Source organism: Exiguobacterium sp. JMULE1, assembly GCF_013337175.1.
GTDB classification, from domain to species: Bacteria; Bacillota; Bacilli; order Exiguobacteriales; family Exiguobacteriaceae; genus Exiguobacterium_A; species Exiguobacterium_A indicum.
Window position 1 is genome coordinate 1,485,623 of the sequence record NZ_SGWC01000002.1, and the last position, 14,073, is coordinate 1,499,695.

Genomic DNA, 14,073 nt, shown 5'->3' on the forward strand with positions numbered 1-14,073 from the left:
GAAAAGTAAGGAGACTCCATTCAGGGAGTCTTTTTTTATTGGATCCTGTTGTTACTTTATTCGCACGATTTCCCTATTGTGAAAAAACATAATGTCATCCATTTCTATGGTATAAAGGAACTAGGCGAAAGACCTAATATTAGGAAATCATGGAGGGACAGATGAGACAAAGAACCGTCATGACTTTACTTGCACTCAGTTTACTGCTTACCGTATGTATGATGAAAAAAACAACGTTGACGCCAAAGGCCAGTACCATCGATCTCACCATCGCTGTCGTCGGAAAGGCTCCAGTACTTACGCAATCCCCGGACTTCCACTCGATTGATCTGCAGGATATCAAAAGGGATTTACGACGTTACGATGCCGTCATGATCATGCCGGAGTACTTACATCAGGCATCGGGACGTGACTATGCCACCGTCTACCGGAAAGCACAGATTCCGTTTTTCTTCATCGGCTCTCAAAAATCCGTCGAACCGTTTCTTGATCCGAGTCTCTCCTATGAGGAAAGCATCTCGGTGCCGAATCCGACGTTTGCGGCTGGTATGCTCTATGACGATACACAAGAGACGACCTGGTTGTTCGGTGAGGGGATCGAACGACCGAATCGTTCAGAGCAACTGAAGATCTATCAATCAATCTTTCAAACGATTGAACAGAGTCACCTAATAAAGTAACGCTTACATGAAAACAGACCGAAGCGCTCGGAAGTACATCCATTTCCGAGCGCTTCGGTCTATTATTCGTCAATCGACTTGTTTCGTCGGGGCTAAGACGATTTCTCGAATATTGACGTGTTGTGGTTGCTCGAAGGCGAATAAGACGGTGTCCGCGACGACTTGCGGATCGAGACCACCGTCAATCGACTGTTTCCATTCGTTGTAGCCGTCCTTGATCGCGTCACTTGTCGTATGACCGAGTAATTCCGTCTCGACGACTCCTGGTGCGATCGTCATGACGCGGACACCGTGAGAGGCGACTTCACCCCGGACGTTCTCACTCATCGCGTGGACGGCGAATTTCGTGCCGACGTATGCGGCGTGGTCGGCGAACGTCTTTTTACCGGCAATCGAACTGATATTGATGATCGTACCGGTCTTCCGCTCTACCATCGAGGGAAGGACGGCTTGCATCCCGTGTAAGACACCGAGCGCATTGACGTCAAACATCTCTTCCCATTCTTCCGCTCCTTGCGTCTCGATTTGACCGAGTAACATCCGTCCTGCATTGTTGATGATCGCTTCGACCGGTCCGAACGCTTCCGTCGCGTCTGCTAAAGCAGCATCGAGGGCAACTCGGTCGGTGGCTGCGACTTGGCGAATCAAGACATCGTCTGAAGCAAGGCTCGCCAGACGGTCAATCCGTCGTCCGAGCAATAAGACGCGGTACCCTTTCTGAATGAACGTTCGCGCAATCGCATGCCCGATTCCTGACGTGGCACCTGTGATGGCAATGAATCCTGTTTTCATGATATCGTCTCCTTATTTGATATGATAGATTGAAGATAACAGAGGGAAACCAATCCGAGAAGTACGCACTTTTAGGTCAGTCGGTTACCTTTTGGTAAGGGAGGGGACGGTATGCCGTATCTAAATGAGTTCGATGCGACGATGCGTCAGATTCAAGGCAAGTGGAAAGTGATGATCTTGTACGAGCTGCACGAAGAAGGGACAGTACGTTTTAATACACTGGAGCGTTATATCCAGGACGTCTCACCAAAGACGCTGACGCAACAGTTGAAACAACTCGAACAAGATGGCTTGATTACACGGACCGTTTACCCGGAGATTCCACCCCGCGTCGAATATGCCTTGAGCGAAAAAGGAATCTCTTTGATTCCCTTACTTGATGCGATTTGCGACTGGGGTCTTGCGACGACACCACGCAACCAATTGATGCGCACGTTATGCGACGAGGAAGCCCCCGCTCCATGAGCAGGGGCTTTTTGTTAACGTTCGATTTGTTCCCGTACTTGACGGCGGAACGTCTGGATGTCGTAAGCTGGTTCACTTGGACTGAACTCGATTCCGTCAATCAGACGCGCGTTTGGTGACGCATCCGGGAACTCGATCCGTGTCAGCCATTCAAGCGTCGTCTCTTCATGGCGTCTTGGGAAAGCTTGCTCGAGTTGAGAGGCAATCTTCAGAAGCGGATGATGACTATGCCGCTTTGGCGCATGCGCCCGTACCTGCTTGGAGTGCTTGACGGTTTGTTCTCTTTCGATTGCTATGACTTTTCGCTTCCGGATGACATAAAGCGTAACCGCAACTAAGATCACGGTCAGAAGCGTCGTTGCGATCCAAATCCAATCCGGTGTTCCTGCCTGGACGGCAGCTTGATCCACGTCTTGAACACCTTTGATATTCTTTAGCCCCATTGCCCGGTTCGTCATCGTGTCCGCTTCTCGACCAAGTGGTTCCGTCCAAAGGAATAATGAACCGAATGCTTCAAATAGCGGACGAATCGCACTCGTGACGGATCCGACGAGCGCTTCTTTCGTGAGCCGGAAGACGACAGCGATGATCAGCCCCGCGCTGAGGACTAACGCGATCGTCGGTAAGATACGCCGCCATTCTGTCATGTACGTGACGACGAATGGATACGCAATGACGAAGACCAAAATTAAAAATGCGCCAATCGGTGGTGTCACTCCTGGGAACAATACCATCACGACGCCGATGACCATCGCACTCGTAGCGTATCGCCACGGCGAATCGACCGTATCAAGAAACGCGGTCCAGGCGACGAAGACGAGCGCTAAGACGCTAGCTACGGGAGAGAGGAAATATAAGGACCCCGCTACGAGTAGCTGTAATCCGATGCGAAGCGAACGATGCGGCACGAAGGCAAGTGCCGGAAGAGCGAGCGCGAGATAGAACGGAACCGGTAACAGACTCGCAAGGAATATCCACCAGAGAATCATGCGCTCACTCCTTTCTGCCGGTGACCGAGATGGATCTCCGCCGTCGTCGACGGTACACTACGTTGCAATCGTTTCGTGAAGTACCGGCGTTCGAGCGGTAGATCGTATTCGGAAATCCGAGCAAGGCATTCCATCGTCCGTAGGAATTGATGTTTTCCCATACCAGACGGAACATGGTACCACTGCCCGGATCGGTTGACCATCGAAATCCAGAGGCTGTAGGAAGCCCCTTGTTTCTCGAGTTCACGGATGATCGTCGCGGCACGCGATAATAGTTTCTCGAAGTCCGAGCGGAGAGCGAGTCCGTCTGCGGACAAGCCATCGACGATGACGGCATAATCATGGTTACGTTTCCGGTCATATTGATACGAGTACAGTTCATTCGTCTTCGCATAAGCGGACCAGTAGATCGACTTCGCATCTCCGGAGTAGGGAACGACGGAGTGGAAACTCGAGCGATCGGTGAACGGACTCGAGCGATCAATCGTCTCACCGGGAATCATCCGTTCATTCCACTCGACCGACGCTGGTGCAAAGTCAGGGAAGACGTGACCCAGCTCTTGGATATTAAGCGTCACATAGATTGTGATCAAATGAAACGGATCCGAGATCATGACGTCAAACGACTGAATTCGAATCGTTCCCCGGTGAGCGGCAATGACATCGATTGAAAACGGCACAATCGTCTGTTTGCTGACATATAAGTGTTGACGCCAAAATTGACTACTCGCATCAGGAAGCTTGATCTGATCCCCGAGCAAGCCAGAAATCGTGATGCGACCGAGTGGTAACTTCGTTGGGTTCGATAACTCGAACGGTATCTGGATCGTTTCCTCTCGAAAAGCGCGAACGGTCTCAAGGAGGCGGACGCGAATCCGCTTCGCAACGTATTCGAGATAATACGGCATCACCCAGCCATATAATGTATAGGCGAGTAATAAAGCCGCAATCCAGACAGGACCATAGAGACCGACGATGACGCCGCTTGCACCTGTCATCGTAAGAATGATGAGGTTAAAGCCTTTTGGTATGATCAATTGCATGATTACACCTCAGTTGGAACAGTGAGTGAATCGAGGACTTGCTCGACGAGACGTTCGTTCGATAGCTTCAGCGTCGCTTCGAGCGTCAAGACGAGACGGTGGGCAAGCAATGGCGTCGCCAAGTGCTTGACGTCCTCTGGTGTGACGTACGTCCGCTCCTGCATCCAGGCCCGTGCTTTCGCGGCTTTTAAGAGTGCGAGCGTCGCTCGTGGACTCGGTCCAATCTCAACGTCACGATGGGCGCGGAGTGCGTCACAGACATCGAGTAAGTAGTTTTCGACGCTATCTTCGATCGAGACGGCGATGACTTCCTCTTTCCAGTCATTGAGTTGTTCGAGCGGAATCTGTAGTTCGGCTGCTGTTAAGTGTGCTCCACGTAATAATGCCTTCTCCGCCTGACGTGTCAGCGGAGCGAACGACAACTTGAACAAGAAACGGTCGAGTTGGGCATGCGGCAGTGGGAATGTGCCGTGTCCATCGAATGGATTTTGTGTCGCGATGACAAGAAAGTGTTGCGGTAACGTATAGGAGGTATCCCCGATCGTCACTTGTCCTTCCGCCATTGCCTCGAGCAATGCTGACTGTGTCCGTGGCGTCGTCCGGTTAATCTCATCGACGAGGACGATGTTCGCAAACAGCGGACCAAACCGTTGTTCGAACGATCCTGTCAGCGGGTTGAACAGCTCCATCCCAAGTAGATCGGTCGGTAACGTATCCGCTGTACATTGAATACGTGAGAACTTCGCTTCGAGTGTCTGCGCTAGTGCTTTTGCTAGTGTCGTCTTACCGGTCCCCGGACGGTCTTCGAGCAACACATGACCTTCTGCGAGCAAGCCCATCAATAAATGATCAATCACATCGTCCTGACCAAGGACAGATTGTTTGAGTGATGTACGTAACGTTTGAAACATAGATGATTCCCCCTTTAAGATGCATCGTATTTCTAAAGTGTACGAAAATTCAGAAAAAACTGCTAGTGATTTTCCAGGAATCACGCATAAAGAAATACGTCTATCTTTTATACTACCAGTTTCATCCAAAAGTTTCGTGAAATATCAAAAAAATTGAAACAGGATTATGAAGTTACTTAGCGAATAGAAGGATATAGTCATTAGAATAGGGGGGATGGACAGATGAAACTACATACTACCGAATCGAACTCTACTCTAAACCAGCAACAGGACGTTGCTCACAGTCCTATCGACGAGTATCAACGGATTGTTGCTGGAGGACCTCCGAATCGCCGAGCCTTTGCCGCGATTCGTCGGCTCCCATTCGCATTACGTTTGCTGACGTATACGATCGGTTCCTTATTCACAGCAGGCATCCTCGCTGGACTCGTCATCAGTCTACTCGGTTAAAAAAGACTCCCTCAGCATTCCGAGGGAGTCTCATCATTCTTCAAAGAGATCATCCATCAACTCGGAGATCTCTTTTTTACGTGCGTTCGTCTCATCGCGTAAGATCCGAATCGAACGTCCGGTCCAGTCAAGTCGGTCGCCGATCGTTGCCTGGCGCGGTAAACGACTTTTCGGTAACGTGATTGTCTCGCGTTCGTCGGTTTCGCAAATCGCTAGATCGTCTTCAAAATCTGCTAGGGTCAATCGCATCTGATGCACCTCCACGTCTCGTTATTCCGGTCGTAAATCGGTCTGGTTCGATTCCTTGATGCCGTCACCGGTCGAGATATACTGAATCGTTCCACTTTGATCGGTCCGGTCAATCGTGATCCGTTCTGCTTTCAGTTCCTGTAAAACGGAGGGACGTGGGTGACGATAGGCATTATCCTGCCCTGCTGAGATCAAGGCACGCTTCGGATCAACGGCTTGTAGGAAGGGCAGGGAGGACGATGTGTCTGCTCCGTGATGCCCAAGCTTCAAGACATCGGCGCTAAGATCGACATCTGACTCAAGCAATTGTCGTTCCGTCCGGATCGGTGCGTCGCCCATGAAGAGGAACCGGTCCTGTCCATGTTCGACCCGCAGGACGGCACTCCAACTGTTGAGATCCTGCGTTCCGTCCGTTAGGGGAGCAAGGAACGTAAAGCGTGCAGCTTCACTCGGTATCTCAAGACCTGCCTTAACCGACTTGATCGTCACCCCTTCGCGTTTGACGGCAAAGAGGAAATCGCGGTATGTCTCTGTCGTATGCGTGACACGTGGGGCATAGACGCTATCGACTGGAAAGGCATCGAGGACGGTATCAAGTCCACCGATATGATCGGAGTCCGGATGTGTCGCAATGACTGCTGTTAAGCGTTTGACACCTAATTCTTGCAGGTAGCGGACGACATCCTCACCTTTGCCGTTATTCCCGCCGTCAATCAAGATTGCGTCTTCCTTCGTCCGGATGAACGTGCTATCTCCTTGACCGACGTCAAAACCGTAGACCTCCATTTGTCCCTCTGTTGGGGCAGGGGGCTCTTCGTCCCGTGTCGTATAGAAGATGACGATCAGGCAGAGTGCTAACAGAATCGTTGATCCCCATTTCAACATGTCGGTTCCTCTTTCTCGAACAGATAGAGCATGCCGTTACGCGGATGACCGAACCGTGGCCCCCGGTAACCGCGCCGTTTCAAGGCAGCACGCATCAAAATCATCATACCGCCATGCCCGACGAGTAAGACCCGTTCATCATCCTCGAACATCAGTTGATTCAACAGGACCTCAATCCGTTCATTCGCTTCCTTGATCTCCGCTTGAATCCGTTTGCTGAACGGGGCTGCGAGTCGACCGAGGACCGCCCAGCCAAGAAACGGTAACCGTAGATTCGACTGAATCGTCGGAAACGGTACTTCCCGTAGTAGATCCGTCACGATGATCTCTTTATCGTAGACACTCTTCGCCGTCTGGACGGCGCGTGGCATGCTACTGGCATAACAGACTGTCCAGTCGATCTGACCGAGCTCGACCGGTTGAATATCGATGTCTGACGTATCATACCGTTCAATCCATTTTTCAATATCGCTGGCGCTGATCCAGCCTTTCGTCGGGTATCCTTCCGTCACCCGGTGATGTCTCACTAATCCAATTTGTTTCATACTTCGTGCGACGGTCAAGACCGTCTCCCTCACTTTCATTCATCGTTTAGAGTGCGACGCGAATCGCGAGTCCACATAAAATCGCACCTAAGATACTGAGCAAGCTCCCGATGATGTAATATTCCGCAAAGCGGCGATCTTCAAACTGTTTAAAACGGGCCAGTGCCTTCAAAGCAATGATGAACCCGATGGCTCCGGTTGCGTTCGTGACGACGAGCAAGGTAATGATCGCCCGTTCGACGAGACCGATATAACGCCCGATTCCGTTTAATTCCGTCGTATAACTGCGCGCAGAATCTTCGACTTCATGTGTGACGGTCCGCGAAACGCCGTCTAATTGCTCCTTACGTGTCACTTTTCGCTCGAAATGCGCTTCGATCAAGCGCGGAGCAAATGGTGCGAGCATTAAGGCAATCCCGTGGCCGAGTAACTCCGTTGTCACTAAACTAAAGCATAGAATCCAGAGGACCTGCTCGGGTCGTGAGAACGACAACGACCAATCGATCGGGATGAATATCCATGTCAAAGCGATGATAGCAGCGATATGTAACGCTTGATCGATCCAGTACGCCGCTGCTTGCTTGACGCGACGTTTGAGCGGGGAGGCATCGAGTAGGGCGTGAAACACGAGAATACTTCCTCCAAGCCATCCGGCGATGTCGATGGTTAATCCCCCTCGGATGACGAAGAACGCAAGGACAAGTAGCATCAGAGCCGCATGAACGGCAATATGTTGGAATAAGATCCGTTGGTGTCGGTGTTTTAGTAGCGCCATCCGTCTCGTCTGTAATGGAAAATCAGCAAGTAGGTGGACAAGTATAAGGCTAAGTAAGATGGTCACCGAATCGCCTCCCAGACTTGGAATTGCTCCAGTGCCTGTGTCAAGGCAGCTTCAAGACGCTTCCGTTGCTTACGCTGCGAGCGGGAAACGAGTTTTGCGACATTCGCGCGGGCATCTTGTTCTTTAAAGCCCATCTTCAGACCGATCTCTTCATACGTATCATCTGGATATTGATCCATCAACCGGTGCAGTTCAATCTGACGGTCCGTCTTCCCGAAATACGCCGGATAAAGCATCTCGAGATAGCCATTCAGCAGGGCGGTCGGTAAGTAGGGCGGTCCAGCAAACGCAATCCGTGACGGAAGCGTCTTCGCCTGTTCTTGCGCTTCAAAAGCGTGAATGATCGCACTACCATTGGCTTCTTCAGCTTGGGTAGTCGAAATCGTCTCATACTGACCAAATCCAATCCCGATGTAACCTGGTAATTCTTGATTCAATAAGTGCAGAATGACCGGATAACTAACCGGATAATCCGCAAATACCGCTAGTAAGCTATCACCGGATTTGATTTGGAACGGAACGATACTCGTTGGAAATGCCGTATTCAGATTGTTCGCGAGTTCTCGGAGCGCTTGAAGTAATGCTTCTTTGCTCGGATAATCGCGGGAGCCTTTGACATCAAACGACAAGGCAACAGCTTGCATGACGATTCCTCCTGTTCATTTGTTGCCACAATCATGGAAACATTTGATTTGTTACCGTTAAAAAGGTAACATTCGCGGTGTTACTGTTATTAGAGTAACAAAGAATGAAGAAGAAGACCAACAGGACGATAGACCGATTTTTACACGACAGGGGGGATGGATGAATCTGACTAAAAGATCATTTTTTTATTCAAGTTAACATAACATATATTATCAATAGTTATAAGATTTTGTCTCATAATCAGGGTAAACTTAAGATAGTGAGACAAAACAAAAAAACACGGAATTAACCGTGTTTTCGACAATCATACGGACGTGTCCGTTCCAATCGATGAATCAAACGATCCAGGAATATATGATGGCGGCGTTCAAGTTGCGTGATCCGATCAAGTGGCAACCACGCGAAATCAAAGAAATCACCGCAATCCTGACCGTCACCAGCCACACAATGCGTCCAGCGGTTCTCTTGGCATTCGATGTGCGCATGGTAGAAATACGTGTAATGCACCCGCATTCGCTCCGGATAGCGCATCTCTTCTTCGCCGATGTACTGGACGGATGCTAACGAGAGACCACTTTCCTCAAGCGTCTCACGGACAGCCGCTTCTTTTGCGATTTCAGCATCTTCGATCGTACCTGCGGGGATCTGCCAATCACTCTCAGGAGCCGATTGTGGATGAAAAACAAGTAGTTCCCATCCGTTAGGTTTTTCCCGAGTGATATAGATTGCTACTTTTTCGCGACGTCTGAATTTCATCTTCATCACCTCTCCAAGGTCGGCAGATTGCACAACAAGCAGCTAAAGGGACGGTCCCGTAGCTGCTTGATCAATTGACGCTATAAGCAAAGCTGCGGAGACGCGTGACCCGACGCTTGTTCGTGACGAATCGTGACCTGACTATTTCTTCTATTGTAGCCGTTATTGATCAGTGTTTCAATTTGTAAACGATATTTATAGCGATAAATCTCAAAATTCCGAGCATTCGTCTCAAAATTCCCCCTCTCCTGCCCCGCTAAATCTAAAAAAGCTCCCCCGTTATCCGGAGGAGCCTCGTCTTATCGTGTATACCAGTCGAGTAAGGGACCGAATTTCTCTTCATCGTAGGCAAATGAACCGTTCGATAAGCGGTCGAGGAACGATAACGAACCGATTTGGATCGTTTTTTCCTGCTCTTTTCCGCTGAGGACCAATTCTTTCGCTTGTGTGACGTCGATCAATGCTGCGACTTGGTGTGGTTTCGATTTCAAGTCACGGAGCAACTGTAAGCCACGGAGCGCACGGCTCGAGACTTGGAACTGATCCGCGAGGCGCATCTTCTTCAAGGCACCCCGTTGCGTCAAGAGGACGATCTGTGGTGCTTCCTTGAAGCCAATTGCACCCGCGACGACATCCTGATCCTTCAGGTTGATCGCTTTAACACCAGCAGCCCGGACACCGACGACTGGAACGTCGTCTTCTGTGAACCAGAGACCGAAACCGTTCTGTGTCGCAAGGAACAGCTCCGTTTGACCCGTTGAGACCTGAGCATACAAGACTTCGTCGTCTGCCTTCAAACGGACACCTTGAAGTGGTTTTGACTTCCGCTGGGCGTTGTAGTCACTCAGTTTCGAGCGTTTGACCATCCCTTGACGAGTCACGAACAAGCAATGCTGTGCTTCGTCGAACGAGCGGACGAGATCCGCTGAGAGAACCCGGTCACCCGGTTCAAGTGGGACGAGGTTCGCGACGTGTTGACCGCCATCTTTCCACTTCGTATCCGGCAATTGATGGACCGGAATCAGCAAGTAATTCCCGCGAACGGTCCAGACGATCAAGTGGTCGGTCGTCATCGCTTGCCCTTGGAGCAACGGACGATCCTGTTCTTTCAAGTCCGGTAAGTCGTTCGAGGCACCGAATGAACGAAGCGACGAACGTTTGACGTAACCGTTTTTCGACAGGAAGACCATCGTTTCTTCAACAGCGATCATGACTTCCGTCTTCAGCTTCAGTTCTTCAACTTCCGCTTCGATCGTCGAGCGACGTTTGTCCGCGACTTGTTCCTTCAAGACTGTCAATTCCTTGATGATGAGACGATTCCGTGTCTTTTCATCGTTAAGGATCTTCTCAAGACGAGCGATTTCCTTCTCGAGTTTCGCTGCTTCTTCCTGCAACTCGACGATATCGGTATTCGTTAACCGGTAAAGTTGGAGCATGACGACAGCTTCCGCTTGGCGATCCGTGAAGTTGAAGCGCGCGATCAGCTTGTCTTTCGCGTCCGCTTTGTTCGACGCAGAACGGATCAAGGCAAGCGTCTCATCGAGGACAGAGATTGCTGTCATCAAGGCAGAAACGACTTCCTGACGGCGTTTCGCTTGTTCGAGATCAAACGCTGTCCGGCGGATGACGACTTCCTTGACGTGTGCAAGATACGCATCGAGGAGTGTCAAGACGCCCATTTGCCGCGGTGTCCGTTCATGGATCGCGACCATGTTGTAGTTATAGGCAATTTGTAAGTCAGTCTGTTTGAGGTAGAAGTGTAAGACACCTTCTGCGTCCGCTTCCTTCTTCAACTCGATGACGACCCGTAAGCCGTCGCGGTCGGTCTCATCACGGACTTCAGCGACACCTTCGACCTTTTTATCAAGACGGAGTTCTTCCATCCGTTTAACGAGATTCGCTTTATTGACCTCATACGGGAGCTCCGTGATGACGATTTGCTGACGACCACCCCGCAGTGTCTCAATCGTTGAGCGCGAGCGGATGATGACTTTCCCGCGTCCTGTCTCGAACGCCTTCTTGATGCCGTCAAGCCCTTGAACGACACCACCAGTCGGGAAATCAGGACCTTGCATGTGCGTCAACAAGTCATCGACGTTCTGGACCGTACCGGAAATCCGACCAATCGCAGCATCGAGGACTTCTCCCGCGTGGTGCGGTGGAATCTCAGTTGCGTAACCAGCGGAAATCCCCGTCGAACCGTTCATCAACAAGTTCGGCAGGAGCGACGGTAAGACGAGCGGTTCTTCCGTCGTATCATCGAAGTTCAGCGTGTAATCGACGGTTTGTTTGTTGATCCCGTCGAGAATCAGACTCGAAACTTTCGAAAGACGGGCTTCCGTATACCGCATTGCTGCCGCGCTATCACCGTCGATTGACCCGTTGTTCCCTTGCATATCGATCAGCGGGTAACGGAGTTTCCACTCTTGGCTCAAGCGGACCATTGCTTCATAGACCGATGAATCACCGTGCGGGTGATAGTTACCGATGACGACACCGACCGTCTTCGCCGATTTCCGGTAGGCCCGGTCGAACAGGTTGCCTTCCGTATGCATCGCATACAAGATTCGGCGTTGAACCGGTTTCAGACCATCCCGGGCATCCGGTAAGGCACGATCTTGGATGATATATTTCGAATAACGACCAAACCGGTCGCCGACGACTTGCTCGAGCGACAGGTTCAGGATGTTTTGTAGATTAGACATGTTCGTTCACACTCTCTTTCGTCACGTGCTCATTCTCGATGATCGAGAGGTCTTCCGCGAGACCGAAGGCGACATTGTCCTCGATCCACGTCCGGCGGTGCCCGACGTTATCGCCCATTAAGACCGAGACACGTTTTTCCGCAACAGCAGCATCGTCGATCGTGACCCGAATCAATGTCCGTGTCTCGGGATCCATCGTCGTTTCCCAGAGCTGCGGTGCATTCATCTCCCCGAGTCCTTTGTAACGTTGGATCATATAACCTTTACCGAACTTCTTCGTCGTTTTCTTGAGCGTCTCTTCGTCCCAGACATATTCGAACTTCTCCGATTTGCCTTTTCCTTTGGAGACACGATAGAGCGGTGGTAAGGCAACGAAGACCTTCCCAGCATCGATCAACGGACGCATGTAACGGAAGAAGAACGTCAATAACAAGACTTGGATATGCGCGCCATCGGTATCGGCATCCGTCATGATGATGACTTTGTCGAAATTACAATCCGACAAGTCAAAATCGGCTCCGACACCGCCACCAATCGCGTGAATGATCGTATTGATCTCTTCATTTTTCATGATGTCAGCGAGTTTCGCTTTTTCCGTGTTCAAGACCTTACCACGGAGTGGAAGAATCGCTTGGAACGTCCGGTTTCGTCCTTGTTTCGCAGAACCACCTGCAGAATCACCCTCGACGAGGAACAATTCATTCTTGTCTGCGTTTTTCGAAGCAGCAGGTGTCAGTTTTCCGTTCAAGATGCTCGAACGTTTCTTTTTTTTCCCATTTCGTGCTTCTTCGCGGGCTTTACGTGCTGCTTCACGAGCTTGCGCTGCGCGGATCGCTTTTTTGATCAACAGCGTCGCCGTTTGCGGGTTCTCTTCCAAGTACGTGGAGAGACGACGACTGATGACAGCGTCACAGCTCGTCCGCGCTTCCGGTGAACCGAGTTTCGACTTCGTTTGTCCTTCGAACTGAAGGAATTCTTCCGGAATTCGGATCGAGACGATCATCGTCAACCCTTCGCGGATATCATTTCCGTCAAGGTTCTTATCCTTTTCCTTCAAGAGCGTGTTCTTTCGGGCATATTCATTCATGACCCGTGTCATCGCCGTCTTCGCACCAACTTCGTGTGTTCCACCGTCGCGTGTCCGGACGTTGTTGACGAACGACAGGACGTTTTCCGAGTACGCATCCGTGAACTGGAAGGCGATATCGACTTCGATCTCGTTTTCCGTGCCTTCGAACGCGACCGTCGGATGCAGCGTGTCTTTATCATCGTTCAAGTACTGGACGAATTCGCTGACACCGTCTTGGTACTGGAAGATATCTTGTTTATCAGACCGTTCGTCCGTCAGCGTAATCTTCAGACCTTTCAGCAAGAAAGCGGATTCGCGTAAGCGTTCCGCGAGCGTATCGTAGTTGTATGTCAACGTACTGAAGATCGAGCCATCTGGTTTAAAGTAAACGCTCGTTCCTTTTTGACGCGTCGTACCCGTTTCCAGCAACGTCGTCTTCGGCATCCCACCGTTTTCAAACGTTTGCTCATATTGTTTCCCGTCACGAAAGATCGTCACTTTCAGATCCGTTGACAAGGCGTTAACGACCGACGCCCCGACGCCGTGTAAGCCACCAGACGTCTTATATCCACCTTGACCGAACTTACCGCCAGCGTGAAGGACTGTGAAGATGACTTCAGCAGTCGGTTTTCCAGACGCATGCATCCCCGTTGGCATCCCACGTCCATGGTCACGGACCGTGATTGCATTATCTTTATGGATCGTAACGTCAATTTGTTCCCCGAACCCTGCGAGTGCCTCATCGATCGCGTTATCGACGATCTCGTAGACGAGATGGTGAAGTCCACGGTGATCGGTTGAACCGATATACATACCTGGGCGCTTCCGGACTGCTTCGAGTCCTTCGAGCACCTGTATGGCATCATCATTGTAGTTATTTAAGTCTGTCGCCATTCATTTCACCCCAAAATTCGAAAGTACGACGTCGTTTTTACAAACGTTCGTTCGTTATTTCGAGTAGTCTGTCTCTAATTGTAGGCATCTTCTTGCTTCCTGACAAGCATAACCTGTAAAGCGCATGAAAAAAGACACCTTCACGAACGGGTGA

Annotated in this window: 15 protein-coding genes; 3 read left to right on the forward strand and 12 right to left on the reverse strand. The window is 50.6% G+C overall.

All coding sequences use genetic code 11. The features are described 5' to 3' along the window. The first annotated feature begins 161 nt into the window (after positions 1–161). Positions 162–680 (forward strand): hypothetical protein, encoded by a 519-nt coding sequence (locus tag EXW93_RS08035; RefSeq protein WP_052017122.1) that lies wholly within the window; start codon positions 162–164, stop codon positions 678–680. 69 nt (positions 681–749) lie between these two features. Here the strand turns inward: EXW93_RS08035 and EXW93_RS08040 are convergent, their stop codons facing one another. Beyond that, complete coding sequence (locus EXW93_RS08040; protein WP_035397359.1) at positions 750–1,472, reverse strand: SDR family oxidoreductase; 723 nt, start codon at positions 1,470–1,472, stop codon at positions 750–752. A gap of 111 nt (positions 1,473–1,583) precedes the next feature. On the opposite strand from EXW93_RS08040, the gene EXW93_RS08045 reads away from it, so the two are divergent. Then, on the forward strand, positions 1,584–1,937 hold the full coding sequence (locus tag EXW93_RS08045) for a winged helix-turn-helix transcriptional regulator (protein WP_023468323.1): 354 nt from the start codon (positions 1,584–1,586) through the stop codon (positions 1,935–1,937). A gap of 14 nt (positions 1,938–1,951) precedes the next feature. Here the strand turns inward: EXW93_RS08045 and EXW93_RS08050 are convergent, their stop codons facing one another. The 3 genes from EXW93_RS08050 to EXW93_RS08060 are packed head-to-tail and all read right to left on the reverse strand — an operon-like array spanning position 1,952 to position 4,880. Then, positions 1,952–2,926 carry a hypothetical protein gene (locus EXW93_RS08050; RefSeq protein ID WP_023468324.1) on the reverse strand — a complete coding sequence of 325 codons (975 nt, stop codon included), beginning with the start codon at positions 2,924–2,926 and terminating at the stop codon, positions 1,952–1,954. Beyond that, complete coding sequence (locus EXW93_RS08055; protein WP_055968130.1) at positions 2,923–3,969, reverse strand: DUF58 domain-containing protein; 1,047 nt, start codon at positions 3,967–3,969, stop codon at positions 2,923–2,925. The genes EXW93_RS08050 and EXW93_RS08055 overlap by 4 nt, the downstream gene beginning before the upstream one ends. A 2-nt stretch (positions 3,970–3,971) precedes the next feature. Next, positions 3,972–4,880, reverse strand: a complete 909-nt coding sequence (locus EXW93_RS08060) for an AAA family ATPase (protein WP_023468326.1) — start codon at positions 4,878–4,880, stop codon at positions 3,972–3,974. 222 nt (positions 4,881–5,102) lie between these two features. Here EXW93_RS08060 and EXW93_RS08065 point away from each other — a divergent pair, with 222 nt between their 5' ends. Continuing rightward, on the forward strand, positions 5,103–5,330 hold the full coding sequence (locus EXW93_RS08065; RefSeq protein WP_023468327.1) for a hypothetical protein: 228 nt from the start codon (positions 5,103–5,105) through the stop codon (positions 5,328–5,330). 33 nt (positions 5,331–5,363) lie between these two features. Here the strand turns inward: EXW93_RS08065 and EXW93_RS08070 are convergent, their stop codons facing one another. The 8 genes from EXW93_RS08070 to parE form a co-directional block, all read right to left on the reverse strand. Next, positions 5,364–5,579, reverse strand: coding sequence for a DUF3006 domain-containing protein (locus EXW93_RS08070; protein ID WP_023468328.1), 216 nt, complete (start codon positions 5,577–5,579; stop codon positions 5,364–5,366). Between the two features lie 21 nt (positions 5,580–5,600). Then, positions 5,601–6,461 (reverse strand): ComEC/Rec2 family competence protein, encoded by an 861-nt coding sequence (locus EXW93_RS08075; protein WP_174316762.1) that lies wholly within the window; start codon positions 6,459–6,461, stop codon positions 5,601–5,603. Next, complete coding sequence (locus EXW93_RS08080; RefSeq protein WP_023468330.1) at positions 6,458–7,027, reverse strand: histidine phosphatase family protein; 570 nt, start codon at positions 7,025–7,027, stop codon at positions 6,458–6,460. Before EXW93_RS08080 ends, EXW93_RS08075 begins: the two co-directional genes overlap by 4 nt. Before the next feature lie 28 nt (positions 7,028–7,055). Next, on the reverse strand, positions 7,056–7,850 hold the full coding sequence (locus EXW93_RS08085; protein ID WP_050677951.1) for a DUF3307 domain-containing protein: 795 nt from the start codon (positions 7,848–7,850) through the stop codon (positions 7,056–7,058). Continuing rightward, on the reverse strand, positions 7,847–8,494 hold the full coding sequence (locus EXW93_RS08090; protein WP_050677952.1) for a hypothetical protein: 648 nt from the start codon (positions 8,492–8,494) through the stop codon (positions 7,847–7,849). The genes EXW93_RS08085 and EXW93_RS08090 overlap by 4 nt, the downstream gene beginning before the upstream one ends. A gap of 286 nt (positions 8,495–8,780) precedes the next feature. Next, positions 8,781–9,251 carry an NUDIX domain-containing protein gene (locus tag EXW93_RS08095; RefSeq protein WP_231681758.1) on the reverse strand — a complete coding sequence of 157 codons (471 nt, stop codon included), beginning with the start codon at positions 9,249–9,251 and terminating at the stop codon, positions 8,781–8,783. Positions 9,252–9,550: 299 nt separating this feature from the next. Continuing rightward, entirely contained in the window at positions 9,551–11,956 is a 2,406-nt protein-coding gene (gene parC, locus EXW93_RS08100; RefSeq protein ID WP_023468334.1) for a DNA topoisomerase IV subunit A, read from the reverse strand. Next, the gene (gene parE, locus EXW93_RS08105) at positions 11,949–13,919 is read right to left on the reverse strand and encodes a DNA topoisomerase IV subunit B (RefSeq protein ID WP_023468335.1); all 1,971 of its coding nucleotides are present in this window, start codon (positions 13,917–13,919) and stop codon (positions 11,949–11,951) included. Before parE ends, parC begins: the two co-directional genes overlap by 8 nt. Positions 13,920–14,073 lie beyond the last annotated feature (154 nt).

Bases quoted from the DNA above. Each gene is read 5' to 3' on its own strand.
- EXW93_RS08035 (WP_052017122.1), top strand. From the start codon at position 162: ATGAGACAAAGAACCGTCATGACTTTACTTGCACTCAGTTTACTGCTT.
- EXW93_RS08045 (WP_023468323.1), top strand. From the start codon at position 1,584: ATGCCGTATCTAAATGAGTTCGATGCGACGATGCGTCAGATTCAAGGC.
- EXW93_RS08070 (WP_023468328.1), bottom strand. From the start codon at position 5,579: ATGCGATTGACCCTAGCAGATTTTGAAGACGATCTAGCGATTTGCGAA.
- EXW93_RS08095 (WP_231681758.1), bottom strand. From the start codon at position 9,251: ATGAAATTCAGACGTCGCGAAAAAGTAGCAATCTATATCACTCGGGAA.
- EXW93_RS08050 (WP_023468324.1), bottom strand. From the start codon at position 2,926: ATGATTCTCTGGTGGATATTCCTTGCGAGTCTGTTACCGGTTCCGTTC.
- EXW93_RS08040 (WP_035397359.1), bottom strand. From the start codon at position 1,472: ATGAAAACAGGATTCATTGCCATCACAGGTGCCACGTCAGGAATCGGG.
- parE (WP_023468335.1), bottom strand. From the start codon at position 13,919: ATGGCGACAGACTTAAATAACTACAATGATGATGCCATACAGGTGCTC.
- EXW93_RS08055 (WP_055968130.1), bottom strand. From the start codon at position 3,969: ATGCAATTGATCATACCAAAAGGCTTTAACCTCATCATTCTTACGATG.
- parC (WP_023468334.1), bottom strand. From the start codon at position 11,956: ATGTCTAATCTACAAAACATCCTGAACCTGTCGCTCGAGCAAGTCGTC.
- EXW93_RS08090 (WP_050677952.1), bottom strand. From the start codon at position 8,494: ATGCAAGCTGTTGCCTTGTCGTTTGATGTCAAAGGCTCCCGCGATTAT.
- EXW93_RS08065 (WP_023468327.1), top strand. From the start codon at position 5,103: ATGAAACTACATACTACCGAATCGAACTCTACTCTAAACCAGCAACAG.
- EXW93_RS08060 (WP_023468326.1), bottom strand. From the start codon at position 4,880: ATGTTTCAAACGTTACGTACATCACTCAAACAATCTGTCCTTGGTCAG.